This window comes from Micromonospora sp. WMMC415, from assembly GCF_009707425.1.
GTDB lineage: Bacteria > Actinomycetota > Actinomycetes > Mycobacteriales > Micromonosporaceae > Micromonospora.
Map to the genome: position 1 here is coordinate 1145672 of NZ_CP046104.1, position 17435 is coordinate 1163106.

Consider the following 17435-nt stretch of genomic DNA (forward strand, 5'->3'; position numbering starts at 1 on the left):
CGTCCTTTCGGTAAGGGCTTGGTGGGAGGTCGGCAGGACCAGCGGTTGCTGGCAGGCGTTGACTGGTCCTGTCGACCGGCTATCGGGTGCGCAGCCGCAGGTAGCGGCGGTGTCGGGTGTCGTCGCCGCCCATCGGGGTCGGCGCGGAGGCGTAGACGAGCCGGCCGCTGGCCGAGGCGACCTGGACCATGGCCGCGATCTCGGACGGCACAGCGACGATCCACAGCTCGACGTACTGCGCGGCCTTCTGGTTGTTGGCCTTGGCGTAGGCGCGTTCGCGGGTGGTCACGGGGCCACCTCCGAGCCGGGGTCGGTGTAGAAGACGGCGTCGGCGGGGATGGGGCCGGAGAAGCCCTGGTCGATGTGGCTGTCTCGCTTGCAGCAGACGGTGCAGCGCAGGTACTGCCACAGGTGGCCGGTGACCTTGTCGATTTCGGCGTCGACAACCTCCATGAAGTCGGCGCAGTCGTGCAGTGGTGTGGTCATGCCACGGCCTCCCATTCGCCGGGGTTGGTGGTGGGGGTGGTGGTGGGTCGGCGGATCCAGGCGGCGTAGTCGGCGATGCCGGCGATCTGGACGTCGGTGAGGTAGGCGACCTTGATGCGGCGGGGTACGCCGCCTTCTGCGATGAGGTACGCGGCGCCCTGGTTGGTGGGCTGGATGTCGGTGGCGGAGTAGCCCTGCTCGGCCCAGCCGTGACCGAGCACGATGTTCGAGCTGTTGGGGGTGGTGCAGCGGAACGCAGCCCGGTAGCCGAACAGGTCCCGCAGCGAGGTGGGGATGATGTCGAACGACGGCCGCTGAGTTGCGGCGACGACCGGGATACCGGCAGCGCGACCACGGGCGACCAGGTCTCGCAGGAGCGCGACGAACTCTTCTTGTTCCTGCTTGGTGCCGACGGTGGCGGAGTAGAAGGCGATTTCGTCGACCAGGACGGTGATGACCGACAGCCCGTCGGCGGCGGTCACCTTGCGGCGCCCGTGAGCGCGCAGCCAGGCGTAACGGTTGTTCATCACGACCTGAAGCCGCCGCAGGACGGTCAGGGCTTCGGTGATGTCGGGGCCGATGAACGCGTCGGCGCAGTCTTCCCACTGGCCCAGCTCGACGAGCTTGCCGTCGAGCAGCACGAGCCGGGAGTCCACGGAGAGGGCGGCGTGGGCGGCGATGCAGTTGAGCAGGCCGGACTTGCCGCCGCCGGGTTCGCCGCCGGCGAGGAGGTTGCGGTAGGCGAGGGTGATGTAGACGGGCTGACCGAACTCGTCGATGCCGACGAAGATGGGGTCGAACATCGACAGGCCAGGCCCCACCGGAACTCCGCTGCTTGGGGCGGGTGCCGTGGTGGTCATGGTGTTGCCCTCCTTCGGGCGAGAAGTGGGCGCGAGGAGCCACACGAACGAGCCCGCAGGGCTCCTCGCGCACCGGTTGGGTAGGGGTCAGATCAGGCCGTCGTCGTGCTGCTCGTCGTGCCGGTCGGCATCGAGCTCGGCGTCACGGCGGTAGTCCCACGAGCGGCCCTCGCGGCCGCAGTCGTAGCAGCGGAAGTAGAAGCCGTCGGTGGCCTCGTCGTACTCGATCTGTGTCATGGCTCAGATCCAGTCCGACACGTCGTCCTCAGCGGTGGACGACGAAGCCGCGGGCTTGCTGCCGTTGGCGGTGGTGGCCGGCTTCTTGCCGGCGGGCTTGCCCTGCGTCGGCAGGGTGATGACGGGTGCGTCGACGTCCGGCAGGTCCAGGGCGGTCGGCACCGTCACGGGTGCCTGCTTGACCGTGGGCGTGTTGGGGTCGATGACGTCGACCAGGGGTGAGCCGACGTCGGCGGTGAGCACCTCGCGGCGTTTGATGTCGAACCGCAGATACGCGGCGGTGCGCTCGGAGGCGCGCTCGATGAGCACGGTGGAGGCGTGGCAGGCCACGGCGATCTTGTCCAGGCGGCTCTCGAGGTCCTTGGCCGACAGGCCGGGGCGCAGGTAGACCCAGACCCGCTCACCGACCGGGGTCGGACGGGCCCACAGGATCAGCGGGAGGCTGCCGGACTGGTTGGCGATGATGAACTGCGCGAAGCACACGCGCAGCCGATGCCGCACGACCAGGCACCAGGTCCAGGCGACGATTCGCCGGCGGCTGGCCGGGATGGCGGCGGGGACACCGACGACCAGGGCGACGACGAGCAGCATCACCACGGTTGAGGTGTGGTTGGCCAGCTGCGTCCAGCAGTAGCCGCCGAGGGTGACGGCGCTGATTTCCGGGGTCCACCACCACAGCAGCCGCAGCACCGGCCAGATCCGGACCAGCACCCAGACGATGCCGCCCAGCGGAAGGCCGACGAGGACGCCGACGAACAGGGCAAGGATCGGGTGCATGTAGGAAGCGGCCACCACGGCCGCGAGCAGGCCGACGATGACCGCCGTCAGGATGAACGCCAACCGGGCGTTCCGCGCCGAGGACCGGTGAACGCGTGCCTCGATCACCGTCACCGTCTGGTTGCTTCTGCCGCCGAACGGGCGGCGGGCGGTGGGCTTGCTCATGACGCCCTCCCCGGGTTGCCGCAGTCGGTGCACCAGCAGTAGCCGTTGGAGTCGATGAGGGCGAGAGCACCGGCCATGGTCATCTCGCAGCCGGTGCAGGCCACGATCATCGGAACACCGGCCTTCTCGTGGTCGGCCCAGGTGTATTCGGACTTGTAGCCCGCGCGGGCTTGCAGGAAGTGCAGTCCTGTCGGCAGGCCGCTCGGGCGGGTAGGCTTGGACACGACGAGTCCTCCCAATCGCGAGTTGGGGTGGATGAGTTGGAGGGCACGGGGTCGGCAGATGTAGGAGTCGGACCGACCCCGCGCCAGCTCTTGCGGGTGCCACCACCGAGCGTGGTGGCCGGGCCGGGAGCGTAGGAGTCGGAACCACTCCCGGACCGTTCCTCTTGTGTTTCAGCAGACCATCAGGCCGCTTCGCGCCTCAGCGCATGTGACACCAGAAGCTCACGCAGCACAGGTGAGCCAGGGACCTACTTGGCCGCCGAGGTACCCGTCTTCGGCTTCAGCGACACGGCACGGAACGCGACGCCGTTGCGCCCGTTGGTCGCCCACGGAATGGCCTCCAACTGCTCGACAGCGACGAGCTGCCCCACCGTCACGTCCGGCTTCTCACCCGCCGTGGTGATGGTGATGATCTCGCCGCCGGTCTCGTCGAGAACGAAGACCTGGGTGGACCACATGGGCCGGCCAGTGTTCTTCTCCGACTTCTGGTTGCCGTTCGGGTCGTTCTTCGGCGCGGGGTCCTTCGTCACCTGGACCTGCTTGCTCGCGGTGTCCACGTACAGCTTCACAACAGACCTCCTGTGTTTGAGCGCGTCCCCTGTGGACGACTGCTCGGTGCTGAATCCAAGGTATGGCCAGGTCGCGAGCCAAACCCGGAATACTTTTCCGGGGGCCATGCGCAGTCGACATGAGACACTTGGTCCATGCGAGGCATCGGTGAAGATCTAACGGTTGGCGAGCGAATCGCGTGGTATCGCCGGCGCAGGGGTATGTCCCAAGAAGTGCTGGCGGGCATCGTTGGACGTACCGTCGACTGGCTGAGCAAGGTTGAGAACAATCGCATAGATCTCGACCGGCTATCCGTCATTCGCTCGTTGGCCGCTGCGCTCGACGTCAGCATCGGTGACCTAGTCGGAGAACCAACCCTCCTGGACTGGAACGCCGAGAGCGGCACCAAAACCGTTGCCGCCTTGCGCGAGGCCCTTCTCAACTACCGACAGCTGACGCCGTTCCTGCATGGTCCCCGCGCCGACGCCCCCGAGGTAGCCCAGCTGCGCAGCGACGTGACGCACGTGTGGGACGCATACCAAGCTTCGCGGTACGGATACGTTGTTGCCCGATTGCCACAGGTGCTCGCGGCCGGCCAGGCCGCAACGCAAACACATGATGGTAGGGATCAAGAGCAGTCGTTCGCGTTGCTGGCGCTCACGTACCAGGCCGCCGCCGTGCTGCTTACGAAGCTAGGCGAAGCAGATCTGGCGTGGATTGCGGCCGAACGGGGTTTCGCAGCGGCCCAACGCTGCGGGGATGTAGTCGTCGTCGGGTCACTCTTTCGCTCGGTCACTCACACTCTGCTCTCCACAGGTCGGTACCGGGAAGCAAAGGAACTCACCACAGACGCGGCCGCGTACATGCAGCCGGGGCTGGCAGACGCCACCCCGGAGTATCTGTCGGTTTACGGCACGTTGTTCCTGGCGGGTTCCGTCGCCGCAGCCCGCGATGAAGACCGCGCCGCCGTTCGATCGTTCCTCAACGAGGCGGACGAAACTGCGCGCCGACTCGGCCACGACGCGAACCACCTATGGACGGCGTTCGGCCCGACGAATGTCGCGATTCATCGCGTGACCACCGCGATGGACCTCGACGACGTCCAGGTGGCGATCGACCTCGGCCCGCGTATCGATACGACCGGCCTGCCCATCGAGCGGCAAGCCCGGCATGCCCTGGAGACAGCCCGCGCTCTCAGCGCCTGGAACCGCACCGATGAAGCCTTGGCAGTGGTCCTCACCGCCGAGCAGAAGGCGCCGGAGCAGATCCGCCATCACGCGATCAGCAGGCAGCTCGTGCAGAACTGGATGCGCCGCGGCCGGGGCCGCCCCAGCTACCAGCTCGCGAGTCTGGCGCAGCGGGTGCACGTAGCAAGCTAGATCCGTAGAGTCCGAGATGTGACCAGTCAAGCCGAGAACGCGCGTCCGCAGGCCACCCCGAAGGTGGCGGCGGGCGCGCTCTTCGTTGACGAGCAGGACCGGGTGATGCTCGTCAGGCCCACGTACAAGTCGCACTGGGACATCCCCGGCGGGTACGTGGAGCAAGGCGAGAGTCCCTTGTCGGCCTGCGTCAGAGAGGTCTACGAGGAGATTGGGCTCCACGTCGCAATCGGGCCCCTGCTGACCGTTGACTGGGCTCCCAGACCAGATGAGGGGGACAAAGTCCTCTTCATTTTCGACGGCGGCATCCTTACGCCCGAGCAGCTTTCGACCGTCTCCTTCCGTGACGGCGAGATCGCGGAGTGGGCGTTCGTCGCGGATGGCCAGCTCGACGAGCTGACCATTCCCAGATTGGCCCGTCGGCTCCGAGCCACTATGCAGGCCCGCAGACAGTCGCACTCCGCCTATCTAGAAGAGGGCGCCCTACCCGCCTCCGCATGACGCGCCCCTGGCTACGCACGGTTCGCGAGCTCGTCTCCGGCGCTACCCGGCATGCCTCCGGTCGGACTCTCGCCGGACAGCCTCCGTGAGGTCCCGCCACCTACCGGCCGAGGTCTTCGTCATCCGGTCAACCATCAAACGGGCAGATGCTTCATCGGCGAAGTCGTACGAAACCTCTTGCCCTCCGTCACCGCCGAGACGGCCACGCACCCGCCAGCGCGGACCATCGGAAATTAGCCAGATGTCGCGCCGGGCCAGTCGGCCCCACGAACCGTTCCACCAGCGACCACGCACTTCCACCAGCAGAACCCTAGTCGAACACACGTTCGACCGACCGGCTGCCGGCATGTTGTTCAAACTTTCTGTACGTCTTCAAGGCGGCCCTTGACGGGCCGCACGCGCCGCCGCCTGGGCGCGCGCCGGCCGCGCCGCTTGGTCGCTCTGCGGCCGTCACGCCTGATGCCCGGCGGCTGGCGCGGACAGCGGAGGACCCGGAGGGCCGCCCCAGAACGACAGGCCGTTGACGGGGTGGGATGGCGGGGCCGGCAGCCGGCCGGGCCGCGCGGCCACGAGCCCGCGCGGCGTAGGGGAGCGCACGCCGGCCGCGTCGGCGAGCTGGCGGTGGTCGCGGGGTTGCGGTTACTGCGCCTCCGGCGGGGGCGCTCCGGCTCCGGGATGGCCGGGGCTCCGTCGGCGGGTCGCGGTCCGTGGGTGGTTGCGGTAGGCCATCCCGCCTGTCATCGACCCGGGCGAGCCGAGCAGACCACCGCCCGACCCGCCAGCGTCCATACGATCCGTCAAGGTCCGCTTGACGTGGCGGGCCGGGCGGCGGCCCGCTCCCCAGGAGGGCGGGCCGATGGCAGACGGGATGGCTGAACTGGCAGTTTGCGCATGTCGCATTGCGTCAAAGATCATTTGATGATACCGTCGCGCCTTCCAACTCGGAAGGTACTGTCCTCATGGGCCTCGACGTAGCCAACAAGTTCGGAAAGCTCGCCGACCTAGGAAATGAGGCGAGTGTTGAGCAGTTCTTTGTTGGCCGACTGCTCGGCGACCTGGGATATGAGGACCGACAGATCCGACCCAAGACTACCTTGGACGAGCTGAGCATCTCCAGCGGACGGAAGAGCAAGAAGTGGCGCCCTGATTACGCGCTTCAAATCAATGGCAGAGTGCGCTGGATTTGTGAAGCTAAGGGCGTCGACGAGAGCCTGGACGACTGGATCGGGCAGTGCTCCAGCTACTGCCTTGAGCTCAACAAGCTTCATTCTGACAATCCCGTCGAGTACTTCCTCTTGACGAATGGTGTCACCACCCGCCTCTATCGGTGGGACAGTGCTGAGCCAATCATCGAAGCAGAGTTCCGTGACTTTGTTGCAGGAAACATCAACTATGCGAGGATCCGCCAGGTTCTGTCTCCCAAGGCATTTGTCGTCCCTCGACAGAGAGCTGCGGACGAGGCGACCTTGACTCTTCGGCGTCGAGGCGTATCTGAACTAAACCTGGACTTTGCATGGGCGCATCGACTTATCTACAAGCGCGAGAACCTAAGTTACACGGCGGCCTTCATGGAGTTCGTGAAGGTCGTATTCCTTAAGCTGTGGTCGGACCGAGAGGTGCACAGCAGCCCCTCAGCCGACAAATCCGTCGCCGGGACAACAACTGTGCCGGTCGACGTAGTGCGCTTCTCCCGTCATTGGATCGAGAAGCACGAGAAAGACACGCCAAACCCGCTAGATGCCATCCTGTTCCGCCGACTGCTCGACGATTTCGAGATGGAGATCAGCAGAGGGAACAAGAAACGCATCTTCGAGCCCGGCGAGCGATTGAACCTTTCTCCGGACACGCTCAAATCTATCGCGGACCGTCTCGAAGCCGTAGATCTTATCAGCATCGATGCTGACCTCAACGGCCGAATGTTTGAGACATTCCTTAACTCGACGCTCCGCGGTAAGGCACTTGGGCAGTATTTCACGCCGAGAAGCGTCGTGAAGCTGGCTACGGGCCTCGCGAGATTGCAGGCATCGCCGGAACACACCGACCGTGTCATCGACGCTTGCTGCGGAACGGGGGGATTCCTTATCGAGGCGCTTGCGAAGATGTGGGCTCAACTAGATGCAAACCAGTCGCTGTCTAACACCGAACGCGAAACGCTGCGCAGCAAGGTAGCAACTGAATGTCTAATTGGTGTCGACGTCGCTCGCGACCCGGCGCTGGCTCGTATTGCTCGGATCAACATGTATCTGCACGGCGACGGCGGCAGCAGCATTTATCAACTAGATGCGTTGGATAAGAAGCTCCGAATTCCGGGCACTGACAGTCCCGAGTTGAGTAGAGAAAAGGCGGAACTTCGCAGCCGCATCGCGGCGAAGGGAAAGGCTGGATTGGCCGATGTTGCTCTAACCAATCCGCCATTCGCGAAGGAGTACAACCGCAACCAGGCCTGGGAGCGCCAGTTCTTAGAAGACTATGAACTGGCTTACGATGACAAAGGTGGTTCAAAGCGCCCGCTCGGCAGCCTGAACTCCATGGTCATGTTCCTAGAGCGCTACCACGACATTCTTGGTCCGAAGGGCCGTCTAGTCACGGTGGTCGACGACAGCATCTTGGGCTCTTCCCGTCACAGGCGTGTGCGGGACTGGATCCGCCGCCGATGGATTATCAAGGCAGTCGTCTCGTTACCGGGCGATGCGTTCCAAAGATCTCAGGCCCGAGTAAAGACATCCGTCATCGTTCTTCAGAAGCGAGACTCAGAGGCTGAGCGGCAGCCAAGCGTATTTATGTATTACTGCACAGCTGTAGGCGTCGACGACGCGCCACGCCAGAGGGTCTTGCCGATCGACGAGGAGAACCGCAAGAAGGCAACCGAGGAGATCGATCGAGTTACCAGCCTCTACGAAGCGTTCCAGCGCGGTGCTCCCGAGGCCGCTAGCTGGACCGTCCCGGCTGAGGCTCTTACTGACCGCTTGGATGTCAAGGCTTGCTTGCCATCGTCTGGCCGAAAGGTCACAGAGTGGGAAGCCCTAGGCTTGGATGTGGTGCCGGTCGAGAGCTTGATGATGCCAGTAAGTCTTGCCGAAGCAGCCGAGGCGGATTCTTCGTCAGATACAGAGGGAGTTGACGAAACGCTTGACGCCAACCGGTTGCTGGACACTGAGGCGGTTGACGAGCTGGTCACCTACCTGAGGGTTCGGTACGACGGCTTCTGTGAGCCAGGCGATGATGCTTGGACCTCTGACCTGAAGGGGCAGCGGCTGACTCGCGTTCGTGAAGGCGACATCGTCATAAGTCACATCAACGCTATCCACGGGGCCATCGGGATCGTCCCAGCCGAGCTGGAGGGTTGCGTGGTGACTACCGAATACACCGTCTGCCGGCCGACTACAGACATCCCCGCTGGGGTTCTTTGGACACTGTTGCGATCCCCTGAGGCGCGAGCAGACCTCTTAGTCCTCGCCACCGGCATTGGGAGGACCCGTGTGAACTGGGGGATCGTCCGACAGCTGAGGTTGCCAGTGCCTCCCGAAGCGCTACAGCAAGAGATCCTAGACGCGTTAAGTGCCGCCGATGCTGCCGAGCGGTCGGTGGGACAGTTGCGAGACCGTGCACGCCGAAGGGCAGTCGACGACCTCTTGCTCGACAGTGCCGATGCGCAAGCCATCATCTCCGCATTCAAGCCGCCGAGGTGACAACTTGGATCCAACCGTGGAAGTCTTCCTAGCGGAAGCTGCCCGCATCGGGGGCACCACGCCTGATGCCATTCTGCGCAAGGTGTTGCACATAGGGGCATCGGGTGAGCCGGACGTTAGTCGCTACTTCCGGCACTGGTCTGGCCCCGTCTTGGAGCTATTGCTCAAACTAGACTACGAAGTGCGGACGCGGAACCCCGGTCTTCATTACGTCGACCGAGGCACCTATTTGGGATACCGGCGAGAAGCCGACGGTGAATCCGCAGTGACAGCCGGCGGTGAATCCGCAGTGGCGGAGCGGTCGCAGGTATTCCTTAGCGTGATTAAGAGAGTAGGCACTCTTACGATCCTGCTGCCACTCGATCCAAACCAGTTCGACCATTTGGAGAATGTACGGGACTTGACCCATCGGGGCCATCATGGCATCGGGAACCTAGAGTTCGTCATACGGGATGGGGCGGCACTGAATGAGTTCCTTCGGGTGTTCGACCCCTGGTTACGTCTGCCTGCTCCCTTCCACTAGCGATCAACAACAACGCTGACAACGACCGCGCCGGACGGCAGCACGATGACCAGCCCCTGGCAGGGACGAAGGTCCGATCATGCGGCAGTTCCCAGAAGTCTGCGGACGGGATGAGCAGAGTTTGTAAGCGAGACGTCTGGGGCCAGACGGAGTCAGCAGGAAGTCAGCAAGCCGGACGAGAACGGTCGGCAACCGTTGGCACTGGACGCCAACTTGCTTGACCTCAACGTCAGACACCGGTGTGGGTCGACAAGAGCTGGTTACGTCGAGCCGCCTTTGCAAGGCAGTGTCCGGCGATGCGGCGACGCTGGGTGCCCGCCGCAACCCAGGCAGCGAAGCAGCAAGGAGGCAGCGCGAACCTTGAGGCGGGTCGGTCCGGAACATCAACCGACGATGTCCGGCACCTGCTCGTTGACGCGGGTTACGACCAGCCGGCAGCAGGCGACAGCTTGAGACCGCATCCCCCCGGCGGGGGTCAGCCGGGTCACCGGAGGAGCGGTTGTCGCTCAGCAGCGTCGCCGCGCGGGCTGCGTTTTCCGTTGCGCATCGGTGCAACACTCGTCTGTTCACCACTCAAGGATGATCCTTTGGTGGGGCTCCCAAGCCATGAGCTGCCGGCACAGCGTCCTTAAGGTATCGAGTTCGGCTGACGTGTAGTGTTCCATGCTGACGACGAGTGTATCGGGCTTCAGCCACCGTATTAGTTGCCAGCGCGGCCAAACCGCAGGCTTGATCACAACCAAATCGACGCTAGCTAAAGCGGCTACCGCATTGGCTCGCTGCGACTCTATAGTTCTCGGCCGCCCCGGACCCTTACGATGACGGACTTTACTGTCACTATCAACGCCGACTACCAAATGGCAGCCAAAGGATCTGCATTCCTGCAAATAGCCAATGTGATGGGGGCGCAGCGGGTCGAAAGACCCACTGGTCAGCACCACCTCGCTTCTGTCCCAGCGCCATGCATGTAGTCGGCGACGGACGTCGTAGTGGTCCTCGCGGTCGGCAATAACCGAGACGTCAACCTGCAGGCCAGGTTCCTCCGCGCCGGGGTGTCGCCTACGTGATTTTCCGCAGCGACAGTCCAACTGAGTCCAGATCTGCTAGCAGTTTATCGATATGCGCGCGTAAAGGCCGATTGCCCCTGGGGACCAGGTCCGGTGTACTCACAAGACCATTGGCCAAGTTGATCATCTGTCGGCCCTCAGAGCTGACGGCAAAGGCCGTCGATAGCAAGCGGCTACGAAGAAGGAGTTGTCCAAGACGCTCAAGGTCGGAGCCTGAACGCCGAGCGCTATCGAAGTGTTTTCTTGCGTTGACGTTGAAACCAGGACGTTCCAGCGAGGTCTGTAATTCGCGACATGCAGCCCGAGCCTCACTCACGATTCCTGCAGCCTCCACAGCCATCTCGGCCACCCGCTGAACTTCTTGGAACCCTTCGATTCGGCCTTGCTGTTGCCGTCCGAAGTTGATTTGGCGGCGAGTCTGATAGAGGACGGCGCCGCCGGAAACCAATCCTCCGGCCACGGCGGCAAAGAAGGTAATGAAGAGCTGTTCCCAGTCCACGCGGCTTTCCAATCAGCTATTGCATAAATTCCGCGTCCGGATTCTCGTCGGCCGTGCCGAACTTACGAAGACGGTCTGCTCGCTTGCGGACCTGCTCTTGAAGGCGAACTTCGTCAAGGCTAGTTTCCGTCACATCGAATAGCATGACCTTGCCGATCCGGTCACCGTAGTGAAGAGCAACGGGCTGCTGACCAATATTGATCACGACAAACTCGATGGAGCCCTCGTAGCCGGGGTCAATAGAGGGTCCGTGCAGCAATTGCAACTGGCGTTCGGTTGGCAGCTCGGTCTGTCCGCCGAGCAGGGCCATAACGTTGATGGGCATGGCGAAGGTTTCGAGGCTCGATACTCGCGCCATCACGCCGGGGTTGAGGACCAGCCCGTTTCTCCTGATGTCAATCGAGCCCTGATCATCTGTGAGAATGTCCGCATGCCGGCCTAGTCGAAAGTAATAGCATGTCTGGGACAGGTTCTCCTCTAATAGAGGGGTGATACCTAGATCCCGACGCTTGATGTACCGCTTGATGAGGAGGTCCGAGAGCAGGAACATTCATCCACCGTCTCTGCGTGAACTAGTCTCCGCGACCAGTAGTCCATCTGGGAGCGTCGAAGGAGCGTACCGCACGAAACCGACCATGGGTACCCTACGAACGCACTAGGTCGGACAACCGGCGAAGCGGGGTGCGGGCGAAGCTGGACCGGATCTTCGGGCTACAGCTGGCGGGGCAGACTCCCCTACCTTGGACGCTTTGGCTGGTGCCCCTATGCTCCTCGCCGTGAGAAGTCTCCAGCGCGTTCGCGAGGAGTACGCCCAGAACACCCTCGCGTTGAGTCTTGGGTTAGAACGCCCAGGCGCGCCGGCCTTGTTTGATGCGGCCGTAACTAACGGCCTGGTCGCGATCGTTGCGCACGAGTGGCCCGGCGAGGAGGTCGCACCCAATTCCAACGGTTACATGCGCCCGGCCTCAGCCCTGCTGAACTTGATCGGAAGCAAGGCCGCTGGGGACGCCGAGATCTCCAGTGCCGCCAAACGCATTGCTGGCGAAGTCGATGTGCTTCGGAAGGCTGTAAAGGATCTAGCGCCCGTCAGGCATGGTCGGGGAGGCTGGGCATTCGTGCACCCAAGCGCCGTCCATGCGCTTCGGGAACTGGACCGCCATCCTGCCTTGTCCGTCCTCAGCAGCTACGAGGCCGATGACCACGAAGCGCAGGACCTAGCCCGTGACGCTGACGCAAGAGCGTTCGCGGAGACCTACCTGACGCTGCTCAGCGAGGAAGAGGTGGCTCGTCGTGTCGCCGACCTGGATGAAGCGCTGCCGTCCCACCTGAAGGAACGGGCGTCGGGCTTTAATCCCCAGGAGTGCGACGTCTGCCAGAACGACACGTTAGTCGTATCAAGCATCGACCCGTACGGGGTCGGCGTCGGGATCGGCGTCTGCTTTGTCTGCGGCTACCAGCGAGGAGAGGCCGCAGCAAGGTTGGAGGCTCAACATCTCATCTATGTGGCGGATGAAACTCAGACCCCCGTCAGCGAGTTGGCGCCTAGACAGCGGAACCTTTGATCAAAACGACAGCCTCATCCTGAGGACAGCAGCCGCGCGGGGCGAAAGCGGCAGCAACGAGGCAGCGCAACGACCGACAGGGCTGGGCAACAGAGGCCATGAGGCAGCAAAGCCGCGGTGCTCCTCGCTGTACGACTGCATCGGGTGGCATACAACGCTGTCCTGTACCCGGTTCGGGACGAGGAGGTAAAGCTCCGCTCGGTTCGGACGGCTGGTCTCAACTGCGGTCTCATTCGCTGCCGTACGCGGTCGTCCACGGCAGTCCATCGGACAGCGGAATCGCTGCTCATGTGCACTGCCGGACCGGTCTGGACGCATGATCGCAGACCTCGAAAGCGTGTGAGGGTGCAAGCCCTCCGCGGGTTCAAATCCCGCCGCCACCGCTCGTGAACAGCGAGAACGCCCGGCAGGTCCGCGAGGATCGGCCGGGCGTTCCGCTTCCGGTCCCGGCTCCCGGTCACCAGCCGCCGGCCACCGCGAACGCGATGAAGATGAGCAGGGCCAGGGGCAGGGCCACGGCCAGTGCGAGCATCCGTTGCCGGCTTCCGCTCCCGATCAGCGCGACGACCAGAAGGCCGAGCGCGACGTCGATGACGACGTTCCACAGGAGGCCGGGAGGGTAGTTGGGATCGTTCGCATTGCGGGCGTACCTGGTCGCCTCCTCGAAGAACACGGCGGCCGGCAGTGCCGTCCCGACGATCTGTCGCCAGCCCGTTCCACGCGCCCAGGTGCCGCCGATGCCGAAGACCACGCCGGCCAGGACACCGAAGACCATCCAGAGCAGCGACGACGGTGCCCACACCACGGCCAACTCGTCTCCTTGGACGAGCGTTGCCGCCAGGTAGTAGCTGGGCACCGCCACGACGAGCAGGACGGCGGCGCCCAGGGCCGCGCGCAACCAGCCCGACCGGACCCAGCAGCCGAAGGCGAAGGCGGCGACTGCCCACGTGGCGGTGGAGTTGCCGAGTTCGGCGAGGGGGTACGGCACGAACTTGATCCACAAGAAGTCGAGGAAGCCGAGCAGGAAGCCTCCCGCGACGGCGGTGAGTGCCAACGTTCGATGGTCGGGGCGCACGGCGAGCAGCATACTCAGTATGCTTTCGCCGGTGGTCGGTCGGTCAGAGCTTCCGACCGCGCACGTCGCGGGCGACGATGCCGTCCAGTGGGGTTCCCGGCGCCAGCTTGCGCGGTTCGAACCAGAAGATCACCACCTGCGGATCCTCACTCCACCGCGCCTGCCGGGCCGTGATCTGCCGGCCGTCGACGGTGCCGACGATCCGCTGCGCGGGTCCGACGAAGTACCCGAAGGTGGGCACCTGCGGCTTCGTCGGTACGGGTCCGGCCTGGTCGTAGCCGATCGCGTGGAATCCGGGCCGGCGGTCACTGCCCTCCACGTCGTTGGCCAGGAAGTCCGAGGTCAGCGTCCCGTCGGCGGTGCGGCGGCCGGCGACCAACCCGATCGTCACCCGAGGCTGTCGGGGCAGGTCGACCCGGACGAAGTAGAAGACCCGCTCCTCGCCGCCGTACCGGATCCCGCTGTCCACCACGTCGCCGACCGGTCGCGGTTCCTGGGTGCCTTCGGTCGGGCCGGGGGCCGCCGTCGGGTGGGCGGGTGCGGTGGCGACCGGAGCGGGCTGGGGCTCCGGCTGCGGTGGGCGGTCTCCCAGCACGCCGACCGCTACGCCGAGGACGACCGCCACCGACAGCGCCGCCCTGCCGGCGCCGGCGAGCTGGCGCCGCCGACGGATCCGGCGGCCCTCACGCATGATGGTGCCCAGGTCGAGGGCGCCCCGGGGGGCGCGTTCCGTCGCCCGCATGGCCTGGCGGAGCTGCTCCACCTCGTTCATCGGCACGCCTCCTGCGCATCGCGTACGCGGCCGGTGGTGCGCAGCTTCTGCAGGGCTCGTGAACTGGTGCTCTTGACCGTGCCGACCGACACGTTCAGCTCGCGGGCCACCTGGGCCTCCGGAAGGTCGAAGTAGTACCGCAGGACGACGATGGCGCGCTCGCGGGGGCTGAGCGAGCCGAGGATCGCGAGCAGCCAGCGTCGGGTGGCGACCTCGTCGGCGATGTCGTCCCGACGTTGCTCCGGGAGCTCCTCGGTGGGGTACTCGCGGATCGGGCGTCGCCAGCCGTCGATGAGGTGGTTGACCAGCACCGAGCGGGCGTACCCGTACGCGTCGTCGTCCTGGATCCGGGACCACGACGCGTACGTCCGGACCAGGGCGGTCTGCGCCGCGTCCTCGGCCTGGTGGTGGTTGCCGGTCATCAGGTAGGCGGCATGCACCAGCCGCCCGGACGCCGCCCGGGCGAACTCGACGAACTCCGCGTCACCCCGAGCCATGCCGGCCCTTCCCACACCTCACGCCGGACAGGACGAGCGGCACGGCGGAAAGGTTGAGCCCCTGCGACACCAACTTTGCGACCGAACCACCCGTCCTTCCCGCTGCGCAGCGCCGACGGGCGCTGACCAGCGAGGAGAACCACATGGCAGGCAAGAATACGAGACTGATTCGCGTCAGCGCGGTGTCGGGGCTGGTGCTGGTCGCACTGGTCACGGGGTGCTCGGCGCCGACGGCTGGTCGGTCAGCGGTCCCGGCCGCCGGTGCCGCCACCTCGGCACCCGAGGTGTCGGTGCCGGCGCCCAGGCCGGCCCGGAAGGCGACCCCGGTCAGTTATCCCGCCAGCGGCGGCAACCGGTGGCGAATCGCCGTCGCCGAGCCGTCACGGCCGCAGGGCACCGGACGGTTGTGGCGCTACCGGGTGGCGGTCGCGCGCGACATCCAGGGCCTTCCCGTGGCCGAATTCGCGGCCGAGGTGACCAGAACCTTGAACGACCCCCAGGGCTGGAGCGCCGGCGGGACGCTGCGACTGCGCCGGGTCGGCGCGGACCAACCCGCCGACTTCACCGTCTACCTGGCCACCCCCGGCACCCGTGACGCGCTGTGCCAGGACCAGGCGGACGGCTACACCTCGTGCCGCAACGGCCACCGTGTGGTGCTCAACGTGGCTCGCTGGGTGAAGGGAGTGCCGCGCTACGGGGCCAGCCTTGCCACCTACCGCCGGTACATGATCAACCACGAGGTGGGGCACCGCCTCGGCCACGGTCACGAGCTGTGCCCCGGGCGGGGCCGCCCGGCACCCGTCATGCAGCAGCAGACGCTCGGCCTGCACGGCTGCACGGCCAACGCGATGCCGTACCTCGACGGTGAGCGCTACACCGGTCCTCCGGGGGCGTACGACGATCCCATTCCGCCCGCCGAGCGCGGCCGGCCCGCCAGCCAACCAGCAGCCCGCCGGTTGACGGAGCGCCCGGGGGACCCGGGCGCTTCGTCCGCGGCCGGGTTAGCAGGGGCCGTGGCCCTCGTCGAAGGCGCGCTGGGCCCAGTCGGCGTACCCGGCGATGACCTTGCGGACCGCCTGCCCGTCGTGCAGGAAGAGGTACGCCCGGTCGCCGTCCCGGACGAGCAGGCCGTCGAACCGGTGCGTCCCCTGTGGAGCGTCGAGGTGTCGCGCCTCCGGGTAGCGTTGCCGGACCTCGGCGAGCGGCGTGCCGGCGGCGACCCCTTCGGCGTGCGTACCGGGTCGCCGACCCAGAGCAGGACCAGCCGGTCCTCCACGAAGATCGGGCTGACCGTCTCGTGCCCGGCCAGCATCGGGCCGCAGGCGTCGACGTCCGTCCGGAGTATGCCCCGCCGGGTGAGTTCGTCCTCGGTGTCGCCGAAGTCCACATCGGCCAGTCCGTCGAGGTCGACCACGGTGACCGCGCCGGCCGGCTCGCCCACGGCGATCCGGTCCGGTATGGCAGGACCGCTGCCCGCGATCGAGGCAGCGGTCATCAGCGCGGCGATGAGGCCGAATTGTCGCAATTTCATGGAATCCCCCAGTCCCCAACGGAACGGGGCCCATCTGGTTGCTGGCCGATGCCGGATTGCCGCTCTTCCCACTCCTCGGCCAGCTCGTCCCAGTAGTCGACGGTCAGCCCGCGTCGCCCGTGCGCCAGCCAGCCGGCCGTGTCCCGCTCGACGTGCAACCCCAACTCGGCGAACGAGTCGATCCAGGTGCCGGGCTCCACGCCCAGCTCGACGAGGGCGGCGTTGATCGGCCACTCGCCGCGCGGCCCCGTCGAACACCGCGTCGAAGCGCGGCCCCCAGGATCGCGGGCCGCCGAGCCACACCACCGCCGCCTGGTGCCCGAGGCCGCCGGCGAACACCGCCTCGACGTACGCGATCGGCCCCCGCCGGGACCAGCGGGCCAGCACCCCGGTCAGCGCGGGGGAGAGCACCAGCGTGAACGGCTGCTCCGGATCGGGCTCGCCGGCCGTGTAGTCCGGCGGTGCCCCGGTCAGCTCCTCCACCAGCTGCGGGGTCACCGGCAGCAGCGCGAAGTCCTGGCGCAACCCCGCCGAGGACCGCGTGTTCCAGCTCGCGGGTCTCCTCACGGAGCAGCTCGACGTCCGCGACGACCGCGCTGAGCTGGTATCCCACCCGGCCAGTATCACCGGGGCGTGGCCCGGTCCGCTGACCCGGCGGGTGCGGGCCGCCCGCCCCGGGGAACGGGACAGTCGAGGCGAGTGTGGCCACGGCAACGACGAAGGGCCGGTCCCCGAGGGGCCGGCCCTACCGTTGTGCTGCTCTGCTCTGGCGAGCGGAGGATACGAGATTCGAACTCGTGAGGGTGTTAACCCAACACGCTTTCCAAGCGTGCGCCCTAGGCCTCTAGGCGAATCCTCCGCGGAACAGGATACAGGGCCCGTCGGGATCGCCCACCCCACCACCCCCGGAGGATCGACCACGGGTCGGGTACGCTTGGCGTACCCCCCGTGCGGCGTGCATCTCGTGAACCTCCCCAGGGCCGGAAGGCAGCAAGGATAAGCGGGCTCTGACGGGTGCACGGGGGGCCTTTCGTCGGTAGGC

17 protein-coding genes, 2 tRNA genes, 1 other RNA gene and 3 pseudogenes are annotated in these 17435 nt (G+C 65.7%); 7 read left to right on the plus strand and 16 right to left on the minus strand.

The genetic code is table 11. From position 1 onward, the window contains the following. Window positions 1-79: 79 nt before the first annotated feature. The 7 genes from GKC29_RS05645 to GKC29_RS05675 form a co-directional block, all read right to left on the minus strand. Window positions 80-289 carry a hypothetical protein gene (locus GKC29_RS05645; protein WP_155329807.1) on the minus strand — a complete coding sequence of 70 codons (210 nt, stop codon included), beginning with the start codon at window positions 287-289 and terminating at the stop codon, window positions 80-82. Next, a complete protein-coding gene (locus tag GKC29_RS05650; RefSeq protein WP_155329808.1) occupies window positions 286-486 on the minus strand; it encodes a hypothetical protein in 201 nt (66 codons plus the stop codon). The genes GKC29_RS05645 and GKC29_RS05650 overlap by 4 nt, the downstream gene beginning before the upstream one ends. Next, entirely contained in the window at window positions 483-1346 is an 864-nt protein-coding gene (locus GKC29_RS05655; protein WP_155329809.1) for an FtsK/SpoIIIE domain-containing protein, read from the minus strand. Before GKC29_RS05655 ends, GKC29_RS05650 begins: the two co-directional genes overlap by 4 nt. Window positions 1347-1433: 87 nt before the next feature. After that, window positions 1434-1583 carry a hypothetical protein gene (locus tag GKC29_RS05660; RefSeq protein ID WP_155329810.1) on the minus strand — a complete coding sequence of 50 codons (150 nt, stop codon included), beginning with the start codon at window positions 1581-1583 and terminating at the stop codon, window positions 1434-1436. A 3-nt stretch (window positions 1584-1586) separates the two neighbouring features. Then, the gene (locus GKC29_RS05665; protein WP_155329811.1) at window positions 1587-2525 is read right to left on the minus strand and encodes a hypothetical protein; all 939 of its coding nucleotides are present in this window, start codon (window positions 2523-2525) and stop codon (window positions 1587-1589) included. Next, a complete protein-coding gene (locus GKC29_RS05670; RefSeq protein ID WP_155329812.1) occupies window positions 2522-2749 on the minus strand; it encodes a hypothetical protein in 228 nt (75 codons plus the stop codon). The genes GKC29_RS05665 and GKC29_RS05670 overlap by 4 nt, the downstream gene beginning before the upstream one ends. Window positions 2750-2997: 248 nt before the next feature. Beyond that, the gene (locus GKC29_RS05675) at window positions 2998-3318 is read right to left on the minus strand and encodes a hypothetical protein (protein WP_155329813.1); all 321 of its coding nucleotides are present in this window, start codon (window positions 3316-3318) and stop codon (window positions 2998-3000) included. Window positions 3319-3453: 135 nt separating this feature from the next. On the opposite strand from GKC29_RS05675, the gene GKC29_RS05680 reads away from it, so the two are divergent. The 3 genes from GKC29_RS05680 to GKC29_RS05690 all read left to right on the plus strand — a co-directional run bounded on the left by GKC29_RS05680 (window position 3454) and on the right by GKC29_RS05690 (window position 8867). Further along, entirely contained in the window at window positions 3454-4677 is a 1224-nt protein-coding gene (locus GKC29_RS05680; RefSeq protein WP_196255819.1) for a helix-turn-helix domain-containing protein, read from the plus strand. Between the two features lie 18 nt (window positions 4678-4695). Next, complete coding sequence (locus GKC29_RS05685) at window positions 4696-5178, plus strand: NUDIX hydrolase (protein WP_230688932.1); 483 nt, start codon at window positions 4696-4698, stop codon at window positions 5176-5178. Window positions 5179-6137: 959 nt separating this feature from the next. Next, window positions 6138-8867 carry an N-6 DNA methylase gene (locus tag GKC29_RS05690; RefSeq protein ID WP_155329814.1) on the plus strand — a complete coding sequence of 910 codons (2730 nt, stop codon included), beginning with the start codon at window positions 6138-6140 and terminating at the stop codon, window positions 8865-8867. A 1089-nt stretch (window positions 8868-9956) separates the two neighbouring features. Here GKC29_RS05690 and GKC29_RS30495 read toward each other — a convergent pair. From GKC29_RS30495 to GKC29_RS05705, 3 genes are all read right to left on the minus strand, one after another. After that, a complete protein-coding gene (locus GKC29_RS30495) occupies window positions 9957-10331 on the minus strand; it encodes a hypothetical protein (RefSeq protein ID WP_196255820.1) in 375 nt (124 codons plus the stop codon). Between the two features lie 118 nt (window positions 10332-10449). Then, window positions 10450-10956 carry a hypothetical protein gene (locus GKC29_RS05700; RefSeq protein ID WP_155329815.1) on the minus strand — a complete coding sequence of 169 codons (507 nt, stop codon included), beginning with the start codon at window positions 10954-10956 and terminating at the stop codon, window positions 10450-10452. Between the two features lie 16 nt (window positions 10957-10972). Then, window positions 10973-11506 (minus strand): hypothetical protein, encoded by a 534-nt coding sequence (locus tag GKC29_RS05705; protein WP_155329816.1) that lies wholly within the window; start codon window positions 11504-11506, stop codon window positions 10973-10975. 226 nt (window positions 11507-11732) lie between these two features. Between GKC29_RS05705 and GKC29_RS05710 the strand changes: the two genes are divergently transcribed. Together GKC29_RS05710 and GKC29_RS05715 are read left to right on the plus strand one after the other, a co-directional pair. Further along, window positions 11733-12518, plus strand: a complete 786-nt coding sequence (locus GKC29_RS05710) for a hypothetical protein (protein ID WP_155329817.1) — start codon at window positions 11733-11735, stop codon at window positions 12516-12518. A 257-nt stretch (window positions 12519-12775) separates the two neighbouring features. Further along, window positions 12776-12898 (plus strand) — tRNA-OTHER (locus tag GKC29_RS05715). 77 nt (window positions 12899-12975) lie between these two features. Here the strand turns inward: GKC29_RS05715 and GKC29_RS05720 are convergent. The 3 genes from GKC29_RS05720 to GKC29_RS05730 form a co-directional block, all read right to left on the minus strand. Then, the gene (locus GKC29_RS05720) at window positions 12976-13572 is read right to left on the minus strand and encodes a DUF6518 family protein (protein ID WP_230688933.1); all 597 of its coding nucleotides are present in this window, start codon (window positions 13570-13572) and stop codon (window positions 12976-12978) included. 64 nt (window positions 13573-13636) lie between these two features. Continuing rightward, window positions 13637-14365, minus strand: coding sequence for a hypothetical protein (locus tag GKC29_RS05725; RefSeq protein ID WP_155329819.1), 729 nt, complete (start codon window positions 14363-14365; stop codon window positions 13637-13639). Further along, window positions 14362-14862 (minus strand): SigE family RNA polymerase sigma factor, encoded by a 501-nt coding sequence (locus tag GKC29_RS05730; protein WP_155329820.1) that lies wholly within the window; start codon window positions 14860-14862, stop codon window positions 14362-14364. The genes GKC29_RS05725 and GKC29_RS05730 overlap by 4 nt, the downstream gene beginning before the upstream one ends. A gap of 143 nt (window positions 14863-15005) precedes the next feature. On the opposite strand from GKC29_RS05730, the pseudogene GKC29_RS05735 reads away from it, so the two are divergent. Further along, a pseudogene (locus GKC29_RS05735) lies at window positions 15006-15680 on the plus strand (DUF3152 domain-containing protein); the annotation flags it as partial. 183 nt (window positions 15681-15863) lie between these two features. Here GKC29_RS05735 and GKC29_RS30500 read toward each other — a convergent pair. The 3 genes and pseudogenes from GKC29_RS30500 to GKC29_RS05750 all read right to left on the minus strand — a co-directional run bounded on the left by GKC29_RS30500 (window position 15864) and on the right by GKC29_RS05750 (window position 17252). Then, window positions 15864-16357: pseudogene (locus GKC29_RS30500) on the minus strand (hypothetical protein). 32 nt (window positions 16358-16389) lie between these two features. After that, window positions 16390-17006, minus strand: a pseudogene (locus GKC29_RS05745) (hypothetical protein). Between the two features lie 161 nt (window positions 17007-17167). After that, window positions 17168-17252, minus strand: a tRNA-Ser gene (locus GKC29_RS05750). A gap of 81 nt (window positions 17253-17333) precedes the next feature. Between GKC29_RS05750 and ffs the strand changes: the two genes are divergently transcribed. Beyond that, window positions 17334-17424, plus strand: an RNA gene (ffs, locus tag GKC29_RS05755) — signal recognition particle sRNA small type. Window positions 17425-17435: the final 11 nt, after the last annotated feature.

Coding starts and splice junctions, on each gene's coding strand:
- GKC29_RS05730 (WP_155329820.1), bottom strand. CDS start 14,862: ATGGCTCGGGGTGACGCGGAGTTCGTCGAGTTCGCCCGGGCGGCGTCC.
- GKC29_RS05655 (WP_155329809.1), bottom strand. CDS start 1,346: ATGACCACCACGGCACCCGCCCCAAGCAGCGGAGTTCCGGTGGGGCCT.
- GKC29_RS05705 (WP_155329816.1), bottom strand. CDS start 11,506: ATGTTCCTGCTCTCGGACCTCCTCATCAAGCGGTACATCAAGCGTCGG.
- GKC29_RS05650 (WP_155329808.1), bottom strand. CDS start 486: ATGACCACACCACTGCACGACTGCGCCGACTTCATGGAGGTTGTCGAC.
- GKC29_RS05725 (WP_155329819.1), bottom strand. CDS start 14,365: ATGAACGAGGTGGAGCAGCTCCGCCAGGCCATGCGGGCGACGGAACGC.
- GKC29_RS05660 (WP_155329810.1), bottom strand. CDS start 1,583: ATGACACAGATCGAGTACGACGAGGCCACCGACGGCTTCTACTTCCGC.
- GKC29_RS05665 (WP_155329811.1), bottom strand. CDS start 2,525: ATGAGCAAGCCCACCGCCCGCCGCCCGTTCGGCGGCAGAAGCAACCAG.
- GKC29_RS05690 (WP_155329814.1), top strand. CDS start 6,138: ATGGGCCTCGACGTAGCCAACAAGTTCGGAAAGCTCGCCGACCTAGGA.
- GKC29_RS05680 (WP_196255819.1), top strand. CDS start 3,454: ATGCGAGGCATCGGTGAAGATCTAACGGTTGGCGAGCGAATCGCGTGG.